The sequence below is a fragment of the Streptomyces sp. SAI-135 genome (assembly GCF_029893805.1).
GTDB lineage: Bacteria > Actinomycetota > Actinomycetes > Streptomycetales > Streptomycetaceae > Streptomyces.
This window is the reverse complement of the sequence record NZ_JARXYP010000002.1, coordinates 620590-640427: the sequence shown is the minus strand read 5'-3', so window position 1 is coordinate 640427 and position 19838 is coordinate 620590. Positions and strand designations below refer to the sequence as shown.

Genomic DNA, 19838 nt, shown 5'->3' with positions numbered 1-19838 from the left:
CATGGTGCGGCCGCGCAGTGGCTCAGGGCTGTGCGGTGAGCTGGAAGTCCTGCGCCGCCGAACCGTCACAGGTCCGCTGGGTGAGCTGGACGCTGTTCGTCGCCGCTGCGGCGGCCGTCAGACACTTGCCGCTGTGCCGCGCGACGAAGTGGTACCGCCCGCTTGTCGCGCGCACCGGCTGCCATTGCTGGTTCGTGCCGCCGGAGTAGGCCCACAGCTGCAACGGCGCACTGTCGGCCGTCGAGCGGTCGGTCACGTCGATCACCTGCGCGGGGTTGGCGCGGGCGGAGATCCGCAGGTATCCGCTGTCGGTGCTCCGGAACTGGTACTGCTGGGCTGTCGTGCCGTTGCAGGCGTACTGCTGGATCGCCGTCCCGTTCGCGGTGGCCGCCGAACGGGCGTCCACGCACGTGCCGTTGCCACTGTTCTGCACGGTGTACCAGGCGGTCTCGGAGATCTCGTCGCCGCTGGGAGGTGTCGTGGTGCCGCCCCCGCCCAGCCACTTGAGCCCGTCCAGCAGGAACCGGTTCTGCGCCGCGCTCGCGAACGTCGACGACAGCCGTGTGTTGGTCGTGTAGTTCATGGCGTTGTGACCGAAGTTCGCGTACAGCATCCGGTACTTCGTGTTGGTCCACAGGATCGGGTAATAGCCGCTGTACCAGGACTGGTTGGGATCCGTGCCGACCGGGAAGCTGCTGGGGTCGATCGACGCGAGGATCCTGATGTCCGGGTTCTGCCGCAGATCCCTGGACCAGCTGTACCACTCGCTGACCGACGAGGTGAACGTGGCCGGCAGGTTCACGGTGGCCGGGCTCGTGCGGTCCTCCACCTTCAGGGTCACCGCGGTGGGCCCCCACGTGTTGGACGCGAAGTTGCCCGAGCCGAGGAACGTGTTGTGGTACCAGGACCAGCCGGCCGCGTCGGTCGTGAACGCCGAGACGTGGAAGCCCATGAAGCCGCCCCCGCCCCTCATGTACGCCTCGAACCCTGAGCGTTGGGCGGACGTCTGCGGCAGGTCGTCGAGGAACAGGACGACTTGGTAGGCGTTGACCCCACCGTTGGCGAGCAGGTCCCAGTTGGTGCTGGCCGTGTAGGTGAAACCGTTGGCAGCCGCCTGCTGCGGGAACCAGACGTTCGCCTCCTTGTCGAAGTCGATGTGCGCCGCGTCGTAGGTGCCGCTGTAGAGGGCGAGGACCTTGAACGGGGTCGCGGTGGTGCTCGCCTGTGCGGCGGGCGGCACGGTCACGAGGCCCAGCACTGTGGCGAGCAGGAGCAGGACCCGCAGGAGCGCGCGGGTGGAGTCGGATCTGAGGGAGCTCATCTTCTGGTCGGTCCCTTCCGTGAGGTCTGCGCAGCGCGTACGTCAGCCGGTGTACCGGGCGAAGATGCTGGTGAACTGCCAGTTGCTCTGGCTCACGCCCGAGCAGGTGTCGTCATTCGGGTAGGCGCCGGGGCAAGGGCGGTCACGGTTCGCGGACCAGAACGTCAGCCGTGCCAGGTGATGGGCCTGCGCGTAGCCGAGGATGGTCTGGAAGTCGGCGGTGGTGACGGTCTCGTGGTCGTCGGTGATGCCGTTCATCGACGAGATGCCCATGCGGCGGTAGGCCGTGTCGTCGCTGTAGCCGTACGCGTTCCTCAGCGCGGTCTTCAGTCCCTCGGCCGCCCGCTGGGTGAGCGTGCCCATGTTCTGGCCCGCGCCACCGAAGTCGAACGGCATGATCGTCCAGGCGTCCACGGTCAGCCCGGAGGACGCGGCCCGGTTGATCAGACTCGTGTCGGGGCCGCTCTGCCCGGTGCCGATGGTGACGTACACCTTGATGCCGGGGTTGTTGGCCTTGACGGTCTTGAGCGCGTCCACGGTCCGCTGCTGCACGGTGCCGTTGCTGTACGCGTCGGCCTCCAGGTCGATGTCGATCGCCTTCAGCGAGTAGGCGTTGATGACCTTCTGGTACGCCGCCGCCAGCTCGCCGGCGCTGGAGCAGGAACTCTCCAGCTTGTTGCCGCTGTAGCCGCCGAAGGACGGGACGACGTCACCGCCGTTCGCGCGCACGGTGGTGATCGTCTGCTGGTCGACTCCGCCTGTCAGCGACCGACCGCCGTCCCACTGCGGGTTGCAGTAGCCGTTGCTCAGGACGAACGCCAGCGTGAACCACTTCACGCCCGTCGCGTTCATGACAGTCGTAGGGCTGGGCGGATTGCCCCAGCCGTTGTAGAGGTACGGTGCCACGGCCATCGGAGCGGAGTCCGGCGGGGTCGTGCCGCCGTCCGGGGCGGGCGCGTTCCACTTCTGGTTGGCGGCTCCCGTGCAGGTCCAGATCTGGGTGCGAGTGCCGTTGACGGAGGAATTGCCGGTCACGTCCAGGCACTTGTCGGCGGCCGGGTTGACGATGTCGCGTGCGGCGCTGACCGTCCACTTCTGGTTGGCGCCGCCACTACAGGTCCAGAGCTGGAGCTGAGCGCCGTTGGCCGTCGAACTGCCGGTGATGTCAAGGCACTTGCCGAGCGCCCGGATGGTGCCGTCGGAACCGACCGTCCACTGCTGGGCGGCGGTGCCGTTGCAGTCGTAGATCTGTACGGCCGTACCGTCGGCCGTGCTCGCGCCGGCCACGTCGAGGCACTTGCCGGCCAGGCCGGTGATCGTGCCGGTGGCGGCCGAGGCGGAGGGGGCGGCGAGTGTGCCTACGGCGGTGAGGCCGAGTGAGAGGGCGAGAGCGCAGCGCAGGGCCAGGCGTTGCATGGCGAGGGGCCTTTCGTCCAAGGGTGGGGGGTGGACGCCGCCTGTGGAGGGCGGTGAGACGTGCACATGGATGTTCACGTATGTATGCAAGGGATGCATGCATGAAAGCTCTGCTGGCTGGTGAACTTAAAGGTCTATACCAAAGCCGTCAAGGGGTGTGACCGGAGAAGTACGCGACCGCGTCGCTGAGTTGAGAAGTTGTAGGCAGCGTCATCCGGCCTGCGTCCGCCCGATTCCGCTCAGCACGGCGGCTTCCCCATGTCCGTGGGCGTCTGGAGACTGGGAGGCGCGGTTGCAGAGGACGTGCCGGGTGTTCGCCGGTGAACTGGAAGGGGGCGTTCGTGAGGATCGGATCCGGCAAGCGGCCTGGGCGCGTTGCCGTCATCGGCGTCGGTGTTCTCGGGGCCAGTGTGGGATGGCACCTGTCCCGGCTGGGCGCCGAAGTGGTTCTCATCGACGCGGCACGGCCGGGTGAGGGCGTCACCAACTGGTCCTTCGCGTGGGTCAATGCCAGCAACAAGACAGTGCGCAGGACCTACTTCACGCTGAACGTCGCGGGTTTGGCGGCCCACCGTGAACTCGCCACGGCCATCGGGCCGGACCCCTGGTGGCATCCCAGCGGCCACCTGCGCTGGGTGGACGATCCCGCGAGCGAGATGCGGCTGTTGGAGACAGCTGACCTGCTGGCACGTTGGGACTACCGCGTCGAAGTGTTGACGGGGGCCGAGGCGCGCCGCCTAGAACCTGCTCTCGCGGTGCCCGGCGAGGCGCCGGTCGTGTTCTACCCGGACGAAGCCTGGGTGCACGGGCGTCACCTGGTGGACCGCCTGGTCGGCCAGGCCGTGGCAGCCGGCGCCGCGCTCCGGTCGGGCAACGCGGTCCGTGACATCGGGACCGGTGCCGACGGGGGCGTCCGGACGGTCGCCCTGTCCGACGGGACACGGCTTGACGTCGATGTCGTCGTGAACGCGGCGGGCCCCAGTGCCGCGAACGTCGCCGCGCTGGTCGCACGGCAGCTGCCGATGCGCCGGGAACCCGGCGTCGTGACCCGGATCGACTGTGCTCGGGTCCCGATCGGCCGGGTCATGCACGCGCCCGGTATCGAGATCCGCCCTGACGGGGGCGCCTCGGTGGTCCTGCACAGCCGCGACATCGACGCACTCATCGACACAGGCGAAGACGTTTCCGAACTCGCGCGGATGCTCCGGGAAACGGCGCGGAACGTCGTTCCCGCACTCGGCGACTCGCGCATCGCAGGGGCACGGACAGCGCACCGGCCCATCCCGGCCGACGGATTCCCCTCGGTGGGAGCGGTGCCGACGGTACCCGGCTACTACGAGGCCGTCTCCCACAGCGGCATCACGCTCGGCCCGCTCATCGGCCGGCTGCTCGCCACGGAGATCGTCACAGGGAAGAGTGACGCGATGCTGGCGGACTTCCGCCCAGAACGGTTCCCTTCGTGACGTGGAGGCCGGGCGCCGTCGGCCACGGGCTGTTCACCGCGTCCCGGGGATCTCGTCGAGAGCCCCGGGACGCACGTCCGCTCGGTGGCCGTCCGGTCAGGGCGCGTCGATGAGTGTCCGGCCGTCCGCGGGTGCGAGCGCGGCGATCGCGCTGGCGTAGGCGGACTGTACGCGGGAGCGCTCGGTGGCGTTCGGTGTGGCGTTGGTGCAGGCTGTGCCGGCGCTCGACCCCGACATCAGCTGGGAGCAGGGGCCGGGCTTGGTGTCCGGCAGGCCGAGGCTGTGCCCCAGCTCGTGGGCGGCGATCCGGGTCTTGTTGTAGCCCTGGTCCACGGCCTGGCTGCCGAGTTCGACGCGGACCTGGCGGCCCGGACGAACGGGACCGAGCGTGGCCTGCGGCCAGCCCGTGGTGGCGACGATCACGATCTCGGCCGAGGTGCCGGGCGCCGCTTCCACCAGATGGACGTTGCTCACGCTCGCGTTCCAGGAGGCGACTCCGGCCGAGATCGCGGATTCCCAGCCTGCGGCGCGGCTGTCGTCGTAGCGAAGGGTCACCGCTGCCGCCTGCGCGGCGGACGATTCACCGGCGGGAGCGGGAGTGGGGGCGGCGATCGCGGCGCCCGCCGTGGCGAGGACGAGCGCCGTGGCGGAAGTGCCTGCCTTGAGCCAAGTGCCGAGGGGCATTGCTGCTCCTTCATCCGTGGGGGGAATCCGGCCCCGGCGGGGCCGGGTACGCGAAGGAGCGGCTCGGGTTGTCCGGTGGGGGCCGGACGCACCGTCGACCGCCCCTCCGGGGCGTTGCGATGGTATGCCCTGCCCACCCTGTCCGCCATGTACCTGCCATAAATGAAGGGACGTCAGAATCCGGTTTCCAGCCGAAGTTGCCCGGCCCGGGGGACGGTCTGGCGCCGCCCGCAGGGTGAGGTGCCGTGCCCGGGTCGGGCGCTGATCACCTTCAGGTCGTTCGCAGTTCATGTCCCGCCTCGATCCTCCACAGGCGGCGCAGAGGTGCCGCAGAAGGCAGCGGTATCCGGGAGGCGTTCATGGGGCACGGGCATCACCACCACAGACACGACCACGAGCACGGCCATGACCGCGACCACGGGCACGCACCCACCGCCCCGCTGCCCGCCGCCTTCGACACCTCCGTCCCCGACGAGGCCCTCACCCCCGAACAGCAGTCACGGCGCTCGCTGCTGCGGCGCGCCGGACTCCTCGGCGCGGGGCTGACCGCCGGGAGCGTCCTCGGCCCGGTGGCAGCCGCCCCTGCCCAGGCCGCCACCAACGGCCGCCGCACGGGCGGATACCTCTGGCTGGCCGGTGACCACCACATCCACACGCAGTACAGCAGCGACGGGAAGTACCGCGTCGTCGACCAGGTCAGGCAGGGCGCCCGGCACGGCATGGACTGGCTGGTCATCACCGACCACGGCAGCGCCACGCATGCCAGGATCGGCGTGGACAAGGTCAACCCGGACATCAGGGCGGCCCGGGACGCTTACGAGGACACCCTCGTCTTCCAGGGGCTGGAGTGGAACATCCCGGGCGCCGAGCACGGCACCGTCTTCGTGCACCCCGGCAAGAACGAGGTGTCGGTCCTCAAGCAGTTCGAGACCGACTACGACGGCAGTGTGAAGGGCGCCTCCGACTCGACGCCCGCCAACGAGGCCCTCGCCGTCGCCGGGCTCGCCTTCCTCGGCGAGCAGGTGCGCCGCCGCAAGGTCAAGGACGCGCTGATGCTCGCCAACCACCCGGCGCGGCGCGGTGTCGACTCCCCGCACGAGATCCGCGCCTGGCGTGACGCGACCGACCCCGGCCACCGGATCGCGGTCGGCTTCGAGGGCGCGCCGGGCCACCAGGCCGCCGGCCTGCCCGCCCCGCTCGGCATGGCCCGCGCCCGCGGCATCTACGACAACAACCCCGGCGCCAACTCCTTCGTCGGCTACCCGCCGGAGAGCTACCGCACCTGGGGCGGCTTCGACTGGATGACCGCCACCGTCGGCGGACTGTGGGACAGCCTCCTCGCCGAGGGCAAGCCCTGGTGGATCACCGCCAACTCCGACTCCCACCAGGTGTACGCGGACACCGCGGTGCGCGGCCCCGGCGACTTCGACACCGACGGCCGCTACCAGGACCCGGTCTACGGCGGCCGGATCGACATCACCCAGGGCGACTACTGGCCCGGCCAGTACAGCCGCACGCACGTCGGGGCGGACGGCTTCTCGTACGCCGCCGTGATGGACGGCATCCGCGCCGGCCGCGTGTGGGTCGACCACGGTCAGCTGATCAGCGGCCTCGACGTACGGGTCTCGGGGGGCGGCCGCTGGGCCACGCTCGGCGGCGCGCTGCGCGTCAAGAAGGGCGCGGCCGTCACGCTCGGCGTCGACGTCGCCCTCGCCGGCGGTCCCAACTGGGCGGGCTTCACGCCCAAGTTGGCCCGCGTGGACGTCATCCGGGGCGATGTCACCGGTCCGGTCTCCGACCGGGACACGTTCACCGCTCCGACCGCCGCGGTCGTGAAGTCGTACGACATCGGCAAGACGGCGGGCACGGTCCGCCTGAGGTACGAACTCGGCCGGGTGGACCGGCCGTTGTACGTCCGTCTGCGCGGCACCGACGGCAACCGGTCCGGGGTCGGCCCGATGGGCGCGGCGGTCGATCCGGCGGGCCCGGCCATCGACGTCCTCGGTGACGCCGACCCGTGGCGCGACCTGTGGTTCTACTCCAACCCGGTGTGGGTCCTGCCCTCGTGACGCCGTACGTCCTCACCGTGGACGCGGGGATCCGCGACCTGCGCGCGGCCGATCACCTGCTCCACTCGCTCGCGGCCGAACTCTCCGTGCCGGAGGGTGCGTTGGGCTGTACGCATCTCGTGCGCGGGGACCGGCCGCGGGTGGCCGTGTCCCTCACCCTGCCGTCGCCGCTCCCGCGTACCGCCCGGGAGCGGCTGACGGCCCGAGGGCACGAGGTGTCCGAGGGCCTGCCGGACGCGGTCGGCCGGGCCGTGATCTATCCCGGCGTCGCGTCCCTCACCGGCACACTGACGATCGCGGAGCTGCTCGACCGCTCCGCGATCGACCGGGTGACGGTCCTCGGGGCACCCGGTCGCCCCGACCCGCGGACATCGATGGTCACGAGGGATCACGTCCGGCCCCAGTGGCAGGACGGCGCACTCGTGCTGACCGCCATGCCCGCGGCCGGCGGCACCCTCGTCCCCTTCGAGGTGCCGGACCCGACACCGTGCTGCGCCGACCACTGACCGACTCCCGGCACGCCCGCACGCGCGCACGCGCGCTCGCAACAGGTGTCCGGGGGAGGGCCATGGCGTAAGAGGCTCGGCGGATGGAGAGGCATCCGACCGTGGCCCACCCCGCGAAGGAACCGCTCGTGACCGACGGCCGTGGCAACTCCTTGATCTCGCTCACGCGGGGCCGCGAGACAGCGCCGCCGCAGGACGCCCCGCTGCCGGCGGCGTTGGTGGCCCTGTGGCGAGCCGGCCGGGTCCTCATGGTCTTCGACCGGTACCGCCGGACCTGGGAGCTGCCAGGGGGGAGCATCGAAGAGGGCGAATCCCCTCGCCAGGCCGCTGCACGCGAGCTGCTGGAGGAGAGCGGGCAGCAGCCTGACGAACCGTTGAGGTTCATCGGCTACGCGCGGTTCGTGCTGGCGCCTGACCGGCGAGCCGAGAACCTGGCCCTGTACGCGGGATCCTGCGCGGAGCCCCGCGTCTTCGAACCCACCGAGGAGATCGCGGCCATCCGCTGGTGGGACCTCCGCGAACGCCTCCCAGGGGATGTGCAGCCCCTGGACGCCTACCTCGCCCCGCTCACCCGGTAACCGGGAGGTGGGCTCCCCCCTATGAGGGCGCACAACGATGCGGGGCTCAGGCCGAAAACCGGCACTGTGTGTGCCGGTTTGGCCCGACTGGCCTGGTCAATTCAAGCCGTTGTCTTGATGCACTCATGACAAGACCATCTTCACGATGCCACTCTTCTCCCGGTGTTCACAGCCTCCCCACAGCTTCATCACGAGGGGCGGCCGCACTTCCAGCCACGTGTCCACCACCCCCACCCCCCGCCACCCCCAACCTCCTTCAACCCGCATGCCGTGCAGCGCTCCGGACCGGCGTACCCCGCCGCTCCGTCTCCTCCACGGCCCCCACCACGGGCCGGCTTCGTACCGAAGGAGAATCCGTTGCCCCTGTCACACCGCGCGCTCGTGCGGCGCAGACGTGCCGCCGTTGTCGCCCTCACCGCCGTAGGCTCCCTGCTCGGCCTCGCAGCCCCGTACTCGGCGGATGCGGCACCGGCGGACCCCGGACCCGCGAAGATCACCGCCACCCCGCGGGCCGGTGCGGCGCAGACCTCTCTGACCCCCGCCCGTCGCACCGCCCTGGTGAAGAGCGCCCAGTCCGCCGCGGCCGACACCGCGCGGCGCATCGGCCTCGGCGCCGAGGAGAAGCTCGTCGCCAAGGACGTCGTCACCGACGCCGACGGCACCACGCACACCCGCTACGAGCGCACCTTCGCCGGCCTGCCCGTCCTGGGCGGCGACCTCGTCGTCCACGACAGCCATGGCCGCACGACCGTCACCAAGGCGAACGCGGCACGGCTCTCGGTGCCCTCGCTCCGCCCCAAGGTCACGTCCCGCGGTGCCACCGACAAGGCCCTCGCGGTCTCCCGGCGGGACCGGGTCGAGGACGCCGAGGTGGGCAACGCCTCCCGTCTGGTCGTCTGGGCCGGCACCGGCAAGCCGGTGCTGGCCTGGGAGACCCTCGTCGAGGGAGTCCAGAGGGACGGCACGCCCAGCGAACTCCAGGTCGTCACCGACGCCGCCACCGGCAAGGAACTCCTGGCCGCCGAGCAGGTCCACACCGGCGAGGGCACCGGCCAGTACGTCGGCACCGTCCCGCTCGGCACCACCCCCGCCGGATCGACCTACCAGCTCGTCGACCCCGACCGCGCCGGACACAAGACGTACGACCTGAACCAGGGCACCTCCGGGACCGGCACCCTGTTCACCGACGACAACGATGTCTGGGGCAACGGTTCGCCGACCGATCGCCAGACCGCCGGTGTCGACGTGGCCTTCGGCGCCGCGGCCACCTGGGACTTCTACAAGGACGCCTTCGGCCGCAACGGCATCCGCAACGACGGCGTCGCCGCGTACAGCCGTGCCCACTACGGCAGCAACTACGTCAACGCCTTCTGGCAGGACTCCTGCTTCTGCATGACCTACGGCGACGGCTCGGGCAACACCCACCCGCTGACCGCGCTCGACGTGGCCGCCCACGAGATGAGCCACGGGGTCACCGCCGCCACCGCGGGCCTGGTCTACTCGGGTGAGTCCGGCGGCCTGAACGAGGCGACCTCCGACATCTTCGCCGCCGCCGTCGAGTTCCACGAGAACCTCGCCACCGACCCCGCCGACTACCTGGTCGGCGAGAAGATCGACATCAACGGCGACGGCACTCCGCTGCGTTACATGGACAAGCCCTCCAAGGACGGCGACTCCAGGGACAGTTGGAGCTCCACCCTGGGCAGCATCGACGTGCACTACTCGTCCGGCCCCGCGAACCACTTCTTCTACCTGCTCTCCGAGGGCAGCGGAGCCAAGACCGTCAACGGCGTCTCCTACGACAGCCCGACCTACGACGGCCGGCCCGTGACCGGTGTCGGCATCGAGAACGCCGCCGCCATCTGGTACCGGGCGCTGACGACGTACATGACCTCGACCACCGACTACGCCGGCGCCCGCACCGCCACCCTGTCGGCCGCCGCCGACCTGTTCGGCGCCTACAGCCCGACCTACCTGGCGGTCGCCGACGCCTGGGCCGCGATCAACGTCGGCAACCGCATCGCCCTCGGCGTCAACCTCGCCCCGGTCGCCGACCAGATCAGCGGCGTCAACCAGGTGGTGAGCCTCCAACTGGACGCCTACACCACCAACACGGGATCCTCCCTGACCTACGAGGCCGGCGGCCTGCCGGACGGCCTGACCCTCAGCCCGGGCGGCCTGATCAGCGGCACCCCGACCACCCTCGGCACGAGCGAGGTCACCGTCACGGTGACCGACAGCACCGGGGCGAGCGCCACCGACACCTTCAGCTGGCAGATCGCCTACGTCTACGCCAGCTCCACCCGCGTCGACATCCCCGACAACGGCGCCGCCGTGGAGTCCCCGGTGACCATCACCGGCCGCGACGGCAACGCCTCCACGACGACCAAGGTGTACGTCAACATCGTCCACACCTACCGCGGTGACCTCACCGTCGACCTCGTCGGGCCCAACGGCACCGTCTACTCCCTGCTGAACCGCAGCGGCGGCTCCGCCGACAACGTCGACCAGACCTTCACGGTCGACGCCTCCGCCCAACCCCTCAACGGCACCTGGAAGTTGCGCGTCCAGGACCGTGCGTCCATCGACGTCGGGTACATCGCGCGCTGGCAACTGACACCCTGACCCGACACCCCCGGTGAACACCGCCGCCCGGGCCCCGAGGGCCCGGGCGGCGCAGTCAGCCCGCCGACGGAGTCTCCAGGGAGCCCGGTGTGATCAGGCCCGTCTCATAGGCGGCGATGACCGCCTGGGCGCGGTCGCGGAGCTGGAGCTTGGCGAGGATGTGCGTCACGTGGGTCTTGACCGTCGCCTCGCTCAGGTGGAAACGAGCGGCGAGTTCCGCGTTGCTCAGGCCGCGGGCCAGGGATTCGAGGACCTCCAGTTCACGCCGGGTGAGCGTGGACAGGTCGCGGTGCAACGTGGTCTTGCGTCCGGTGGGCATGGCGAAGCGCTCCACGAGACGGCGGGTGATCGACGGGGCGAGCAGCGCGTCGCCGGAGCGGACCAGGCGCACGGCGGCGGAGAGGTGCTCCGGGGTGACGTCCTTGAGCAGGAAACCGCTGGCGCCGACCGCGAGGGCCCCGTAGACGTACTGGTCGAGGTCGTATGTCGTGAGGATGATGATCCGCGGCGGGGTCGAGGGGGTGTCCGGGCCGAGGATGCGGCGGGTGGCCTCCAGGCCGTCGGTGCCCGGCATGCGGATGTCCATCAGCACGACGTCGGGGAGCGTGCGCCGGACGACGGCCACGGCCTCCTCGCCGTCGGTCGCCTCGCCCACGACCTCGATGCCGTCGGCGGCGAGGATCATCCGGAAGCCCGTGCGAACGAGCGCCTGGTCGTCGGCGATCACCACCCTGGGCGGCCCGATGCCGTCGTCCGTGTGCTGTGCCTCGGTGCTCATTCGGCCTCCACCGGGATGATCGCCAGGACGGCGAAGCCCCCGTGCGGGCGGCTGCCTGCGGACAGCGTACCGCCGTACAGGGCGAGCCGTTCGCGCAGTCCGATCAGGCCGCGGCCGCTTCCTGCGACCCGTGGCCTGCGCTGTCCGCCGGTGTCCTCGACCGCCACCCTCACCTCGCCCGGCGCGTGCTCCACGGACACCGTCACCGCGGCACCCGCGGCGTGCTTGACGGCGTTGGTGAGTGCCTCCTGCACCACCCGGTACGCGGCCAGGTCCACGCCCGCGGGCAGCGGGACCGGAGTGCCGGTGACGGACAGTTCGACGGGTACGCCCGTGCTGCGCACCCGCCCGGTCAGTTCGGCCAGTTGTCCCAGGCCCGGCTGCGGGGCCAGGTCCGCGGTCGCGGCCGGATCCGGCCCGTCCGAGGCCATCGTCAGCAGACCCATCACGTGCCGCAGTTCCGCCAACGCGGCCCGCCCGCCCGCCTCGACGGCCTGCAACGCCTCGCGGGCCAGGTCGGGAGAGGCGTCGAGGGTCTTGCGCGCGGCGCTGGCCTGAATCGTCATCATGCTGACGTTGTGGGTGACGACGTCGTGCAACTCCCGTGCGATGCGCGAGCGTTCGCGCTCGACGGCGAGCCGGGTCGCGTCCTGCTGGGCGCGGACCCGCTGCTGCCAGGCGTGCACCAGGTTGGCGCCGAGCGCCACCGGCAGCAGCACCAGCAGGGGGATCAGACCGCGGTCTATCTCCGGCAGCAGGGACAGGGCGCAGAACGCGCCGCCGCCCAGCACCAGACTCACCAGCGCGGCCACGCGGTGGGGGCTGTACATCGCCGCGCTGTACGCCGCGATCAGCGCACTGGCGAAGGCGAACACCGCCGCGTCCGTGGTGATCTCGCCCAGGTGGAAGAGCCAGGTCGCGACGAGCACCGCCCAGAACGCGGCCAGCGGACAGCGCCGGCGCAGTGCCAGCGGTGCCGCGGACAGCACGGCGAGCGCCAGCTCCCACGGCTCGGCGGGAGGCAGCTTCCGGTCGCTCTGCTGAGCGGGCGCGGAGTCCTGCTCGCGCGGGGGGACCGGGCGGGTCGGCGCCGCGGCGGCCGGATCCGATGCCGAGGGCGAGGCCGGAGCCGAGGCCGTGACACGCGGCGCCCGCGGCCGGTCGTCGTGGGCCGAGCGGTCCAGGTCCGCGGAGAACGTGCCCACCGCGAGCACCGCGGCGAGCAGCACATCGGCGATCCAGGTCCAGCGTGAGCGCCGCGGCGGCATGCCCGTGGCGCGCAGCACCGAGGCTGCGCGGGCACCGTACGACCGCATGACACTTGTCCGCGGCGCGCTCGTGGGGAACGGTGGGCGTCGAAGGATCCGCCTCGCTGAATTCACCCCGCCATTGTGGCAAGGGGCCGTCCGCCGTGGATCAGTCCACGAGCCGGTCGGCCTCCCCCTCTCGACTACATCGCAGGGATGAGACCGCCGGGCCTCCGCCACACACGGTAGGAACCTTCGACACAGCGGCCGACGCGGTACGGGACCCCTCACACCTAGCTTCTTCGAGTACGCAACGAGAACTGGCACACCTGGAGGCGCCGTGAGGGACCTGATCGACCCGCTCATCGAACTGCGTGACGTGAGCAAGGCGTACGACGAGGGCCCGCCCGCGCTGTCCGGACTGACCCTGGACGTGCAGCCCGGCGAGGCGGTCGCCGTGCTGGGTCCGTCCGGCAGCGGCAAGTCGACGCTGCTGAACCTGGTCGCGGGGCTCGACCGGCCGACCCAGGGCAGCGTGAGCGTCGCCGGAGTACGGGTGGACGAGCTGAACGAGACCGGCTCCGCCAAGTACCGCCGGACCTGGATCGGCATGATCTTCCAGTTCTTCAACCTGCTGGACGATCTGACCGTCGCCGACAACGTCCTGCTGCCTGCCCAGCTCGCGGGCATGCCCCGCGCCCGCGCCGCGGCCCGCGCCGACGAACTCCTCGGCTACCTCGGCATCGCCCGGCACCGGCACGCCTACCCGGGCCGGCTCTCCGGCGGCGAACGCCAGCGGGTCGCCGTGGCCAGGGCGCTGATGAACAGTCCCGCACTGCTGCTGGCCGACGAGCCGACCGGCGCACTCGACTCCGCGTCGGGCGCGGACGTCCAGGCGCTGTTGCGCGAACTCAACGCGGACGGACAGACGATGATGCTCGTCACCCACGACCTGTCGCTGGCGGAGGCCTGCGCGACCCGGACCGTCGAACTGGTCGACGGACAGGTCGCCCGCGACACCGCCCACAGCATGCCGAAGGTGGCCCGATGAGCGCGCTGGGGCCGGCGCGCCCGACCGGCACCCGGCTCGCGGAGCCCGGTGCGATCGCGTCCCCGCCACCCGCGGGCAACCAGGACGGCAGAGACGGGCCGAGCGGCGGCGGAGGCGGTGCGCTCGGCCGAGTGGTCCGCGCGGGCGTGGGACGACGCCGGGTGCAGACCGTCGTGATGGTGCTGACCACACTGCTCGCGGTGGCGGCCTCGGTGCTCGGCGCCGGGCTGCTGGTGGCCTCGCAGGGACCGTTCGAGCAGGCCTTCTCCAAGCAGCACGGGGCGCACCTCAGCGCGGAGTTCGACGCGACGAAGGTGTCGTCGGCCCAACTGGCGGCGACCGCGGACGCCGAGGGCGTGGCCGCGGCGGCCGGACCGTTCCCCGTGGCCTCGCTGCGGCTGGAGTCGGCGAACGGCGGGCCCCCGGGCATCGAACCGCCGCCGGTGACGGTGGTCGGCCGCGCCGAGGCGGACCAGCCGGTGGACCAGGTGAGCCTCGTCGAGGGCGAGTGGGCCACGAAGTCCGGCGAGATCGTGCTGGAGACCAGTGCCCGTACCCCCGGCATCGCGGTGGGCAGCAAGGTGGACGTCACCGGCCCGGACGGCAAGGCCGAGTTGACCGTGACGGGGATCGCCGAGTCGGTCGGCGAGAGCGCCGACGCGTGGGTGCTGCCCGCACAGCTGAGCCGACTGGCCGCGTCGGGCGCGGACTCGAGCTACCAGATGCTGTACCGCTTCGACGACGCCGACAGCCCGTCCGCGGTCGCGGCCGGCAAGAAGGCCGTCTCCGCAGGGCTTCCCGGGGGCGCCCTGCGCGGCGCGCAGTCGTGGCTCGACGTCAAGCAGATCGCCGACAACAACGTCTCGGCGTTCGTCCCGTTCGTGAGCGCGTTCGCGCTCATCGCCCTGGCGATGTCGGTGCTGATCATCTCCATCGTGGTCAGCGGTGCGGTGGCCGCTTCCACCCGCCGCATCGGCATCCTCAAGTCGATCGGCTTCACGCCCTCGCAGGTGGGGCGCGCCTACGTCGGACAGGCACTGATCCCGGCCTCGCTCGGCGCGCTGCTGGGTGTGGTGGTCGGCAACCTGCTGGCGATCCCGATGCTGAACGAGGTCGAGACCGCGTACAACACCAGCGCCTTGCTCATCCCGCTGTGGATCGACATCGTGGTGCCCCTGGCTGCACTGGCGCTGGTCGTGGCCGCCGCGCTGGGCCCGGCCATGCGCGCCGCCCGGCTGCGCACGGCGGTGGCGATCAACGTCGGGCGCACGCCGAGCGAGGGGCGCGGGCGTCATGTCCGTGCGCTGCTGGCCCGGCTGCCGGTACCGCGCTCCGTCAGCCTCGGCCTCGCGACCCCGTTCGCGCGTCCGGCGCGGGCGGCGACCACCGCGGCGGCCGTCGGCTTCGGCGCGCTCGCGATCACCTTCGCGGTGGGGCTGGGCAGTTCGCTGTTCGCCATCCAGACGCACGGCAACCCGGACTCGGTCGGTGACGTCACCGTCAGCACCATGGGACGGCCAGGCGCGCCCGAGCGGAGCGGGGCCGGCGACCGCGAGGCGCCGACACGCGGCGACGAGGGCACGGTGCCCGGGACGGGCTCCCGCTCGGACGGCGGCGCCACGGCCCGCGAGGACCACGACGGCCGCGGCGCGCCCGGCACGGCGACGGGTCCGCAGGAGGATGTGAAGCCGGCCGACCCGGCCGAGGTCGAGGCGGCGATCAAGGCGCAGTCCGGCACGGGATCGTACTTCGGCACCGGCAAGACCTTCGTGAGCGTCGCCGGCGTCAAGGGCGGTACACCGCTCGTGGTCTACGAGGGTGACGCCGAGGGCGCCGGTCAGGTGATGGTGTCGGGGCGCTGGTTCTCCGCACCCGGCGAGGCGGTGGCACCGGCCCGGTTCCTGCAGGCCACCGGCGCCAAGATCGGTGACACCGTGACGCTGACCGACCAGGGCCGCAGTGTGCGGCTGAAGCTGGTCGGTGAGATCTTCGACCTCGGCGACCAGGGCATGGCGGTACGCGCCGACGCCGCGTCGGTGGCACAGATCGTGCCCGACGTGAAGCTGGACCACTTCACCGTCGAGCTCGCCTCGGGCACGGACAAGGGCGACTACCTCGACGGGCTCAACACCCGGCTGAAGGAGATCGGCGGGGTCGCCACGAGCTCCGACGACGCCCGCACCTCGACCGTCATCGTGGTGATGCAGTCACTGATCGCCATGCTGACGGCCATGCTGGTGGTCGTGGCGTGCCTGTGCGTCCTCAACACGGTGGTGCTCGACACCCGCGAACGGGTCCATGACCTCGGGGTGTTCAAGGCGCTCGGGATGAGCCCGCGCCAGACCGTCACCATGGTCCTCACCTCCGTGGCCGCCACCGGTCTGGTGGCCGGCGCCATCGGCGTACCTCTCGGCGTGGCCCTGCACCACCTGGTCATGCCGGCGATGGGCCGCTCGACCGGCACGGAGATCCCGGCCGCGGACATCGACGTCTACGGGGCCGGCATCCTGGTCCTGCTCGCCCTGGGCGGCGTGGTCATCGCGGCGGCGGGCGCGTTGCTGCCGGCGGGGTGGGCGGCCCGGACGGGGACGGCCCGGGCCCTGCGTACGGAGTGAGCGGCAGGCCTACGGCGTGAACCGACAAGGAACGCCCGTCCGGTACACCGGTGGATCCGGTACCGGACGGGCGTTCTTCTTGCGCGAGCGGAGGACGGGGAGTGGCCTGTCAGCCGGGCGGCTCAGCCGGGCGGTGCGGCGCCGGGACGGGTGGAGCCCTCCGTGCTCTTCGTGCTCTTCGTCGTGAAGCGGTCGACCTTGGTCAGCACATCCGTGCTGTAAAGGCGTTGGGCCTGCTCCAGGGAGAACTCCGCCATGTAGCGGCGGAACGCGTCCAGGTCCTCCTCGGCCGAGTTCAGCATCTTGCGGTTGGCTGCCACGGCCTGGCCACGCAGGCGGGCGACGCTGTCCTCGACGGCCTGGTCCAGCTCCTCGGCCGGGTGCACCTCGTCCACGAGCAGCCGCGCCTCCGGGTCCGTGGCGTGGATCCTGCGGCCCTCCAGGATGATCTGCCGGGCCAACCGAGGGCCCGTGTACCGGGCCAGACGGAAGTTGGCGGCGCCCGGCACGATGCCCTCCTGGGCGGCGGGGAGGCTGAGATACGCGTCGTCGGCGGCGAGTACGTGGTCGAAGACGAGGAGCAGCTGCATGCCGCCGCCGATCGCGAAGCCGTCGACCGCTGCCACCCAGGGCTTGGTGCGCACCGGCGGTGGCCACGCGCCGTCCTCGCCGGTGCGCAGGCCGCTCCAGATCTTGTGGAGGTAGCCCATCTCGCGGCGCAGCAGGAAACCGGTGAGTGAAATTCCGCCGGCGTGCAGGGACTTGAGGTTGATGCCGGCGCTGAAGACCCGTCTGCCCTGGTACCGGGGGTGCGTCATGACGCCGCCGCGCAGCAGGCACAGTTCCACCGCCGGGTCGAGCAGGGCGAGGTCCACCGCCGTCTCCATGTCGTCGACCTGGCGGTCGTCCTCCGCGTTCAGGCAGTCGTCGCGGCACATCGTCAGCCGGGCCACGCCGTCCCGTCGCTCGATCCGCACCGAGCCCAGGTCGGCCTCGCCCACCGCCGTGTACCTGGGCAGCAGTTCCAGAGCGCGCGAGGTCGGTCGCAGCATCGTCCCCATCAGGTGCCGACCCGCGGCCGGCGCGTGCAGGACGGCCCCGAAGAAGATGCCGAGATCGATCTCGTGCCCCTCCTTCAGCGCCTGCGGCAGCCGCTGGTCCGACGCCAGTTCGGCCGGCGTCGGCAACAGCCCCGGAAAGGCCGCACCGGCGGATTCGGCCAACTCGGCCAGCCGCAGCCGGCGCGTGTACTCCTCGGTGACCTCGGCGTAGACGGCGTCGGCGTGCACGGCGAGGAACGCGGACCGCAGCGCCCGGCGTTCGTCCGCGCGCGGTGGGCCGAGGGCGGCCGCGCGGCGGAGGGCGGCGCGATCGTGCGCGAGCCGGTCCAGCTGCTCACGGGCGCGCAGGTCGGGTGTGGCGTACGTGCCAGTCGTCGGTACGTCTGTCACAGGCATGTCCGTCAGGGGTGTGTCCGTCAGGGGTGTGTCTGTCATGGGCTCGCCTCCGCTGTGGTGCGGGGTAGGTGGCGTTCGGGGCCGTTGACGCCGGTTGCCGGCGCTGCCACCACGTACGCGAGCCCGGCCCGCAGAAGGTACGGGCCGGGCTCGTGGTGCGTGTGGGTCATGCGGGCGCCTCCGCCGCCGTGCGTCGCAGGGCTCGGTCGCAGGCCGCCAGGTGGGCACCGAGAGCCTCTTCGAAGGGGACGGCGTGGGCGTCCAGGAGGAGTTGGCGGCGGATGGCCATTTCGGCACCGTTGACACCCGCCGCCAGGCCTGTCGCCGCTGCGGCCGCGCCCGCCGCGTCGTCCGCGACCTCGTCGATCAGGTGCAGGGTCAGGGCCTCCGAGGCGTCGATCGGGGTGCCGAACAGGGCCGCACGGCGGATCGACGCGATGCCGCGGGTCTGTTGGGCGAGGCGGTGGAGGGCCATGCCGGGCCAGGTCGTGCCGTCCAGGGCCGGGAGCCGGAGGCGCAGGGAGCGGGTCGCCACACGGAGGTCGGTGGTGAGGAGCGCGTCCAGAGCGGTGCCGCCGCAGGCGCCGTCGGCGATGGCGATGGTGACCTCCGGCAGCCGTTCGAGCCGACGCAGGGCCCGCTCCCACTTGCTGACGAGCCCCACCGTCAGGCCGTCCGTCCAACCGGGGCCGGCGGGACTGCCGGTCAGTTCGAGGACGACCGGGCCCCGCGCCCCGCCGTCCTCAGCGGCGTCGCACACGGCGCCCACCGCCGCGACGGTCTCCGCGCTCATCGGCCGGCCGCCGTCGATGCGCAGTCTCAGATGGTCGTTCACCGGATTCTCCTCACCACTGGACGAGTGCTGTCTCGATCGTGGAGCCGGGTCCCATGGTCATCAGGACCCCGAACTCGCCCGCCCGCACGACGCGTTCCCGCATCAGCCGCTCGTACGAGAACAGGAAGGAGCCGCTCGACAGGTTGCCGTAGTCGCGCAGCACGCCGCTGGTGTGGCGCAGATCGTGCCGGGTGAGCCCGAGGTTGACCCGCACGGCGTCGATGACCTTCTTGCCGCCCGAGTGCACCAGCCAGTGGGCGATGTGGGAGCGCCGCAGCCCTTCGGCGGACAGCAGCCGGTCCACCACCTGCTCGGCGTTCGCGCCGACCACGTACGGGATGTCCGGGTCCAGATAGAAGCTGAACTTGTGCTGGTCGTCGTCCCAGTCGTAGCGCATCGCGTCGATCGCGCTGTCGATGAGATGGCTCGCGAATCCGAGCAGCCGCGGTCCGGCCGAGGCGACGGGCGCCGGGGACGGATCGAGGTCGTCGGACGACGGACCGGCCGCGTCCGGCGGATCGGCCAGCAACGCGATGGCGGCGGCTCCGTCACCGAAGAGGCTGTTCACGACCGCCGTACGCATCGTGGCGTCCATGACGTACGCGGCCGAACACGCCTCCACGCACAGCATGACGGCGACCCGCCCGGGATTGGCCGTGGCCCAGGAGGAAAGGGCGTTGAGGGCGTTGAGGCCCGCGTTGCAGCCCATGCCCACCACGTCCATCCGGCTGGTGGCGGACGAGATGCCCATCTCACGCATCAGGTGCGCGCTGAGCCCCGGCGTGAGCAGCCCGGTGGTCGTGACGACGCACAGGTAGTCGATGTCCGCCAGGGTGAGTCCGGCGTCCGCCAGACACTGCCGTACGGCCCGGGCGCCCATGTCGAGCGCGAGGCGTTTGTGCTTGGCCAGCAACTTGCCCTGCGGCTCGGTACCGAAGGCGCCGGTGGCCTCGCGCGGCGGGAGCGTGAGGTGGCGCCGCTCGATCGCGCTGTTGAGGAAGACGGACCGGATCCGCGGGTCGGTGATGCCGAACAGGTCGAGCAGCGTGCGCTGTTCGTAGCTGTTCCCGGTGACGGCGGTGCCGACGCCGATGATCCGGGGCGGCGTCAGGGTGTGCTTGCCGAGCGGCTCCACGGCCGCGGGGGCCGCAGGTGCGGCGACGGGAGGTGCACCGGTGGTCATCGGTAGGTCC

General features: G+C 71.5%; 16 protein-coding genes. 7 read left to right on the top strand and 9 right to left on the bottom strand.

Annotated elements, in window-relative coordinates; all coding sequences use genetic code 11:
• Positions 1-22 precede the first annotated feature (22 nt).
• Together M2163_RS07285 and M2163_RS07280 are read right to left on the bottom strand one after the other, a co-directional pair.
• Positions 23-1321: a ThuA domain-containing protein gene (locus M2163_RS07285; RefSeq protein WP_280893479.1), complete on the bottom strand. Its 1299-nt coding sequence runs from the start codon at positions 1319-1321 to the stop codon at positions 23-25.
• A gap of 42 nt (positions 1322-1363) precedes the next feature.
• The gene (locus M2163_RS07280; RefSeq protein ID WP_280897223.1) at positions 1364-2737 is read right to left on the bottom strand and encodes a ricin-type beta-trefoil lectin domain protein; all 1374 of its coding nucleotides are present in this window, start codon (positions 2735-2737) and stop codon (positions 1364-1366) included.
• Between the two features lie 341 nt (positions 2738-3078).
• Here M2163_RS07280 and M2163_RS07275 point away from each other — a divergent pair, with 341 nt between their 5' ends.
• Entirely contained in the window at positions 3079-4200 is a 1122-nt protein-coding gene (locus M2163_RS07275; RefSeq protein ID WP_280893478.1) for an FAD-dependent oxidoreductase, read from the top strand.
• A 96-nt stretch (positions 4201-4296) separates the two neighbouring features.
• On the opposite strand, the gene M2163_RS07270 is transcribed toward M2163_RS07275, so the two are convergent.
• Positions 4297-4884 (bottom strand): snapalysin family zinc-dependent metalloprotease, encoded by a 588-nt coding sequence (locus M2163_RS07270; protein WP_280853697.1) that lies wholly within the window; start codon positions 4882-4884, stop codon positions 4297-4299.
• A gap of 359 nt (positions 4885-5243) precedes the next feature.
• On the opposite strand from M2163_RS07270, the gene M2163_RS07265 reads away from it, so the two are divergent.
• The 4 genes from M2163_RS07265 (at position 5244) to M2163_RS07250 (ending at position 10662) form a co-directional block, all read left to right on the top strand.
• On the top strand, positions 5244-6953 hold the full coding sequence (locus tag M2163_RS07265) for a PHP domain-containing protein (protein WP_280893477.1): 1710 nt from the start codon (positions 5244-5246) through the stop codon (positions 6951-6953).
• Entirely contained in the window at positions 6950-7459 is a 510-nt protein-coding gene (locus M2163_RS07260; RefSeq protein WP_280893476.1) for a hypothetical protein, read from the top strand. The genes M2163_RS07265 and M2163_RS07260 overlap by 4 nt, the downstream gene beginning before the upstream one ends.
• 128 nt (positions 7460-7587) lie before the next feature.
• On the top strand, positions 7588-8037 hold the full coding sequence (locus tag M2163_RS07255; protein WP_280893475.1) for an NUDIX hydrolase: 450 nt from the start codon (positions 7588-7590) through the stop codon (positions 8035-8037).
• A gap of 357 nt (positions 8038-8394) precedes the next feature.
• Positions 8395-10662: a M4 family metallopeptidase gene (locus M2163_RS07250; RefSeq protein WP_280893474.1), complete on the top strand. Its 2268-nt coding sequence runs from the start codon at positions 8395-8397 to the stop codon at positions 10660-10662.
• Positions 10663-10717: 55 nt separating this feature from the next.
• Here M2163_RS07250 and M2163_RS07245 read toward each other — a convergent pair whose 3' ends face one another.
• Together M2163_RS07245 and M2163_RS07240 are read right to left on the bottom strand one after the other, a co-directional pair.
• Positions 10718-11440, bottom strand: a complete 723-nt coding sequence (locus tag M2163_RS07245; protein ID WP_280893473.1) for a response regulator transcription factor — start codon at positions 11438-11440, stop codon at positions 10718-10720.
• Positions 11437-12756, bottom strand: a complete 1320-nt coding sequence (locus M2163_RS07240; RefSeq protein WP_280893472.1) for a histidine kinase — start codon at positions 12754-12756, stop codon at positions 11437-11439. Before M2163_RS07240 ends, M2163_RS07245 begins: the two co-directional genes overlap by 4 nt.
• Positions 12757-13027: 271 nt before the next feature.
• Here M2163_RS07240 and M2163_RS07235 point away from each other — a divergent pair, with 271 nt between their 5' ends.
• Both M2163_RS07235 and M2163_RS07230 read left to right on the top strand, forming a co-directional pair.
• On the top strand, positions 13028-13738 hold the full coding sequence (locus M2163_RS07235) for an ABC transporter ATP-binding protein (RefSeq protein ID WP_280853703.1): 711 nt from the start codon (positions 13028-13030) through the stop codon (positions 13736-13738).
• The gene (locus M2163_RS07230; RefSeq protein ID WP_280893471.1) at positions 13735-16353 is read left to right on the top strand and encodes an ABC transporter permease; all 2619 of its coding nucleotides are present in this window, start codon (positions 13735-13737) and stop codon (positions 16351-16353) included. Before M2163_RS07235 ends, M2163_RS07230 begins: the two co-directional genes overlap by 4 nt.
• Before the next feature lie 122 nt (positions 16354-16475).
• On the opposite strand, the gene dpgC is transcribed toward M2163_RS07230, so the two are convergent.
• From dpgC to dpgA, 4 genes are read right to left on the bottom strand one after another with little or no spacing between them, the layout of a single operon-like run.
• Entirely contained in the window at positions 16476-17849 is a 1374-nt protein-coding gene (gene dpgC / locus M2163_RS07225; RefSeq protein ID WP_280893470.1) for a (3,5-dihydroxyphenyl)acetyl-CoA 1,2-dioxygenase DpgC, read from the bottom strand.
• Positions 17846-17980 (bottom strand): hypothetical protein, encoded by a 135-nt coding sequence (locus tag M2163_RS07220; RefSeq protein ID WP_280893469.1) that lies wholly within the window; start codon positions 17978-17980, stop codon positions 17846-17848. The genes dpgC and M2163_RS07220 overlap by 4 nt, the downstream gene beginning before the upstream one ends.
• Entirely contained in the window at positions 17977-18645 is a 669-nt protein-coding gene (gene dpgB / locus M2163_RS07215) for an enoyl-CoA-hydratase DpgB (RefSeq protein ID WP_280893468.1), read from the bottom strand. The genes M2163_RS07220 and dpgB overlap by 4 nt, the downstream gene beginning before the upstream one ends.
• Before the next feature lie 10 nt (positions 18646-18655).
• The gene (gene dpgA / locus M2163_RS07210; protein WP_280893467.1) at positions 18656-19828 is read right to left on the bottom strand and encodes a 3,5-dihydroxyphenylacetyl-CoA synthase DpgA; all 1173 of its coding nucleotides are present in this window, start codon (positions 19826-19828) and stop codon (positions 18656-18658) included.
• Positions 19829-19838: the final 10 nt, after the last annotated feature.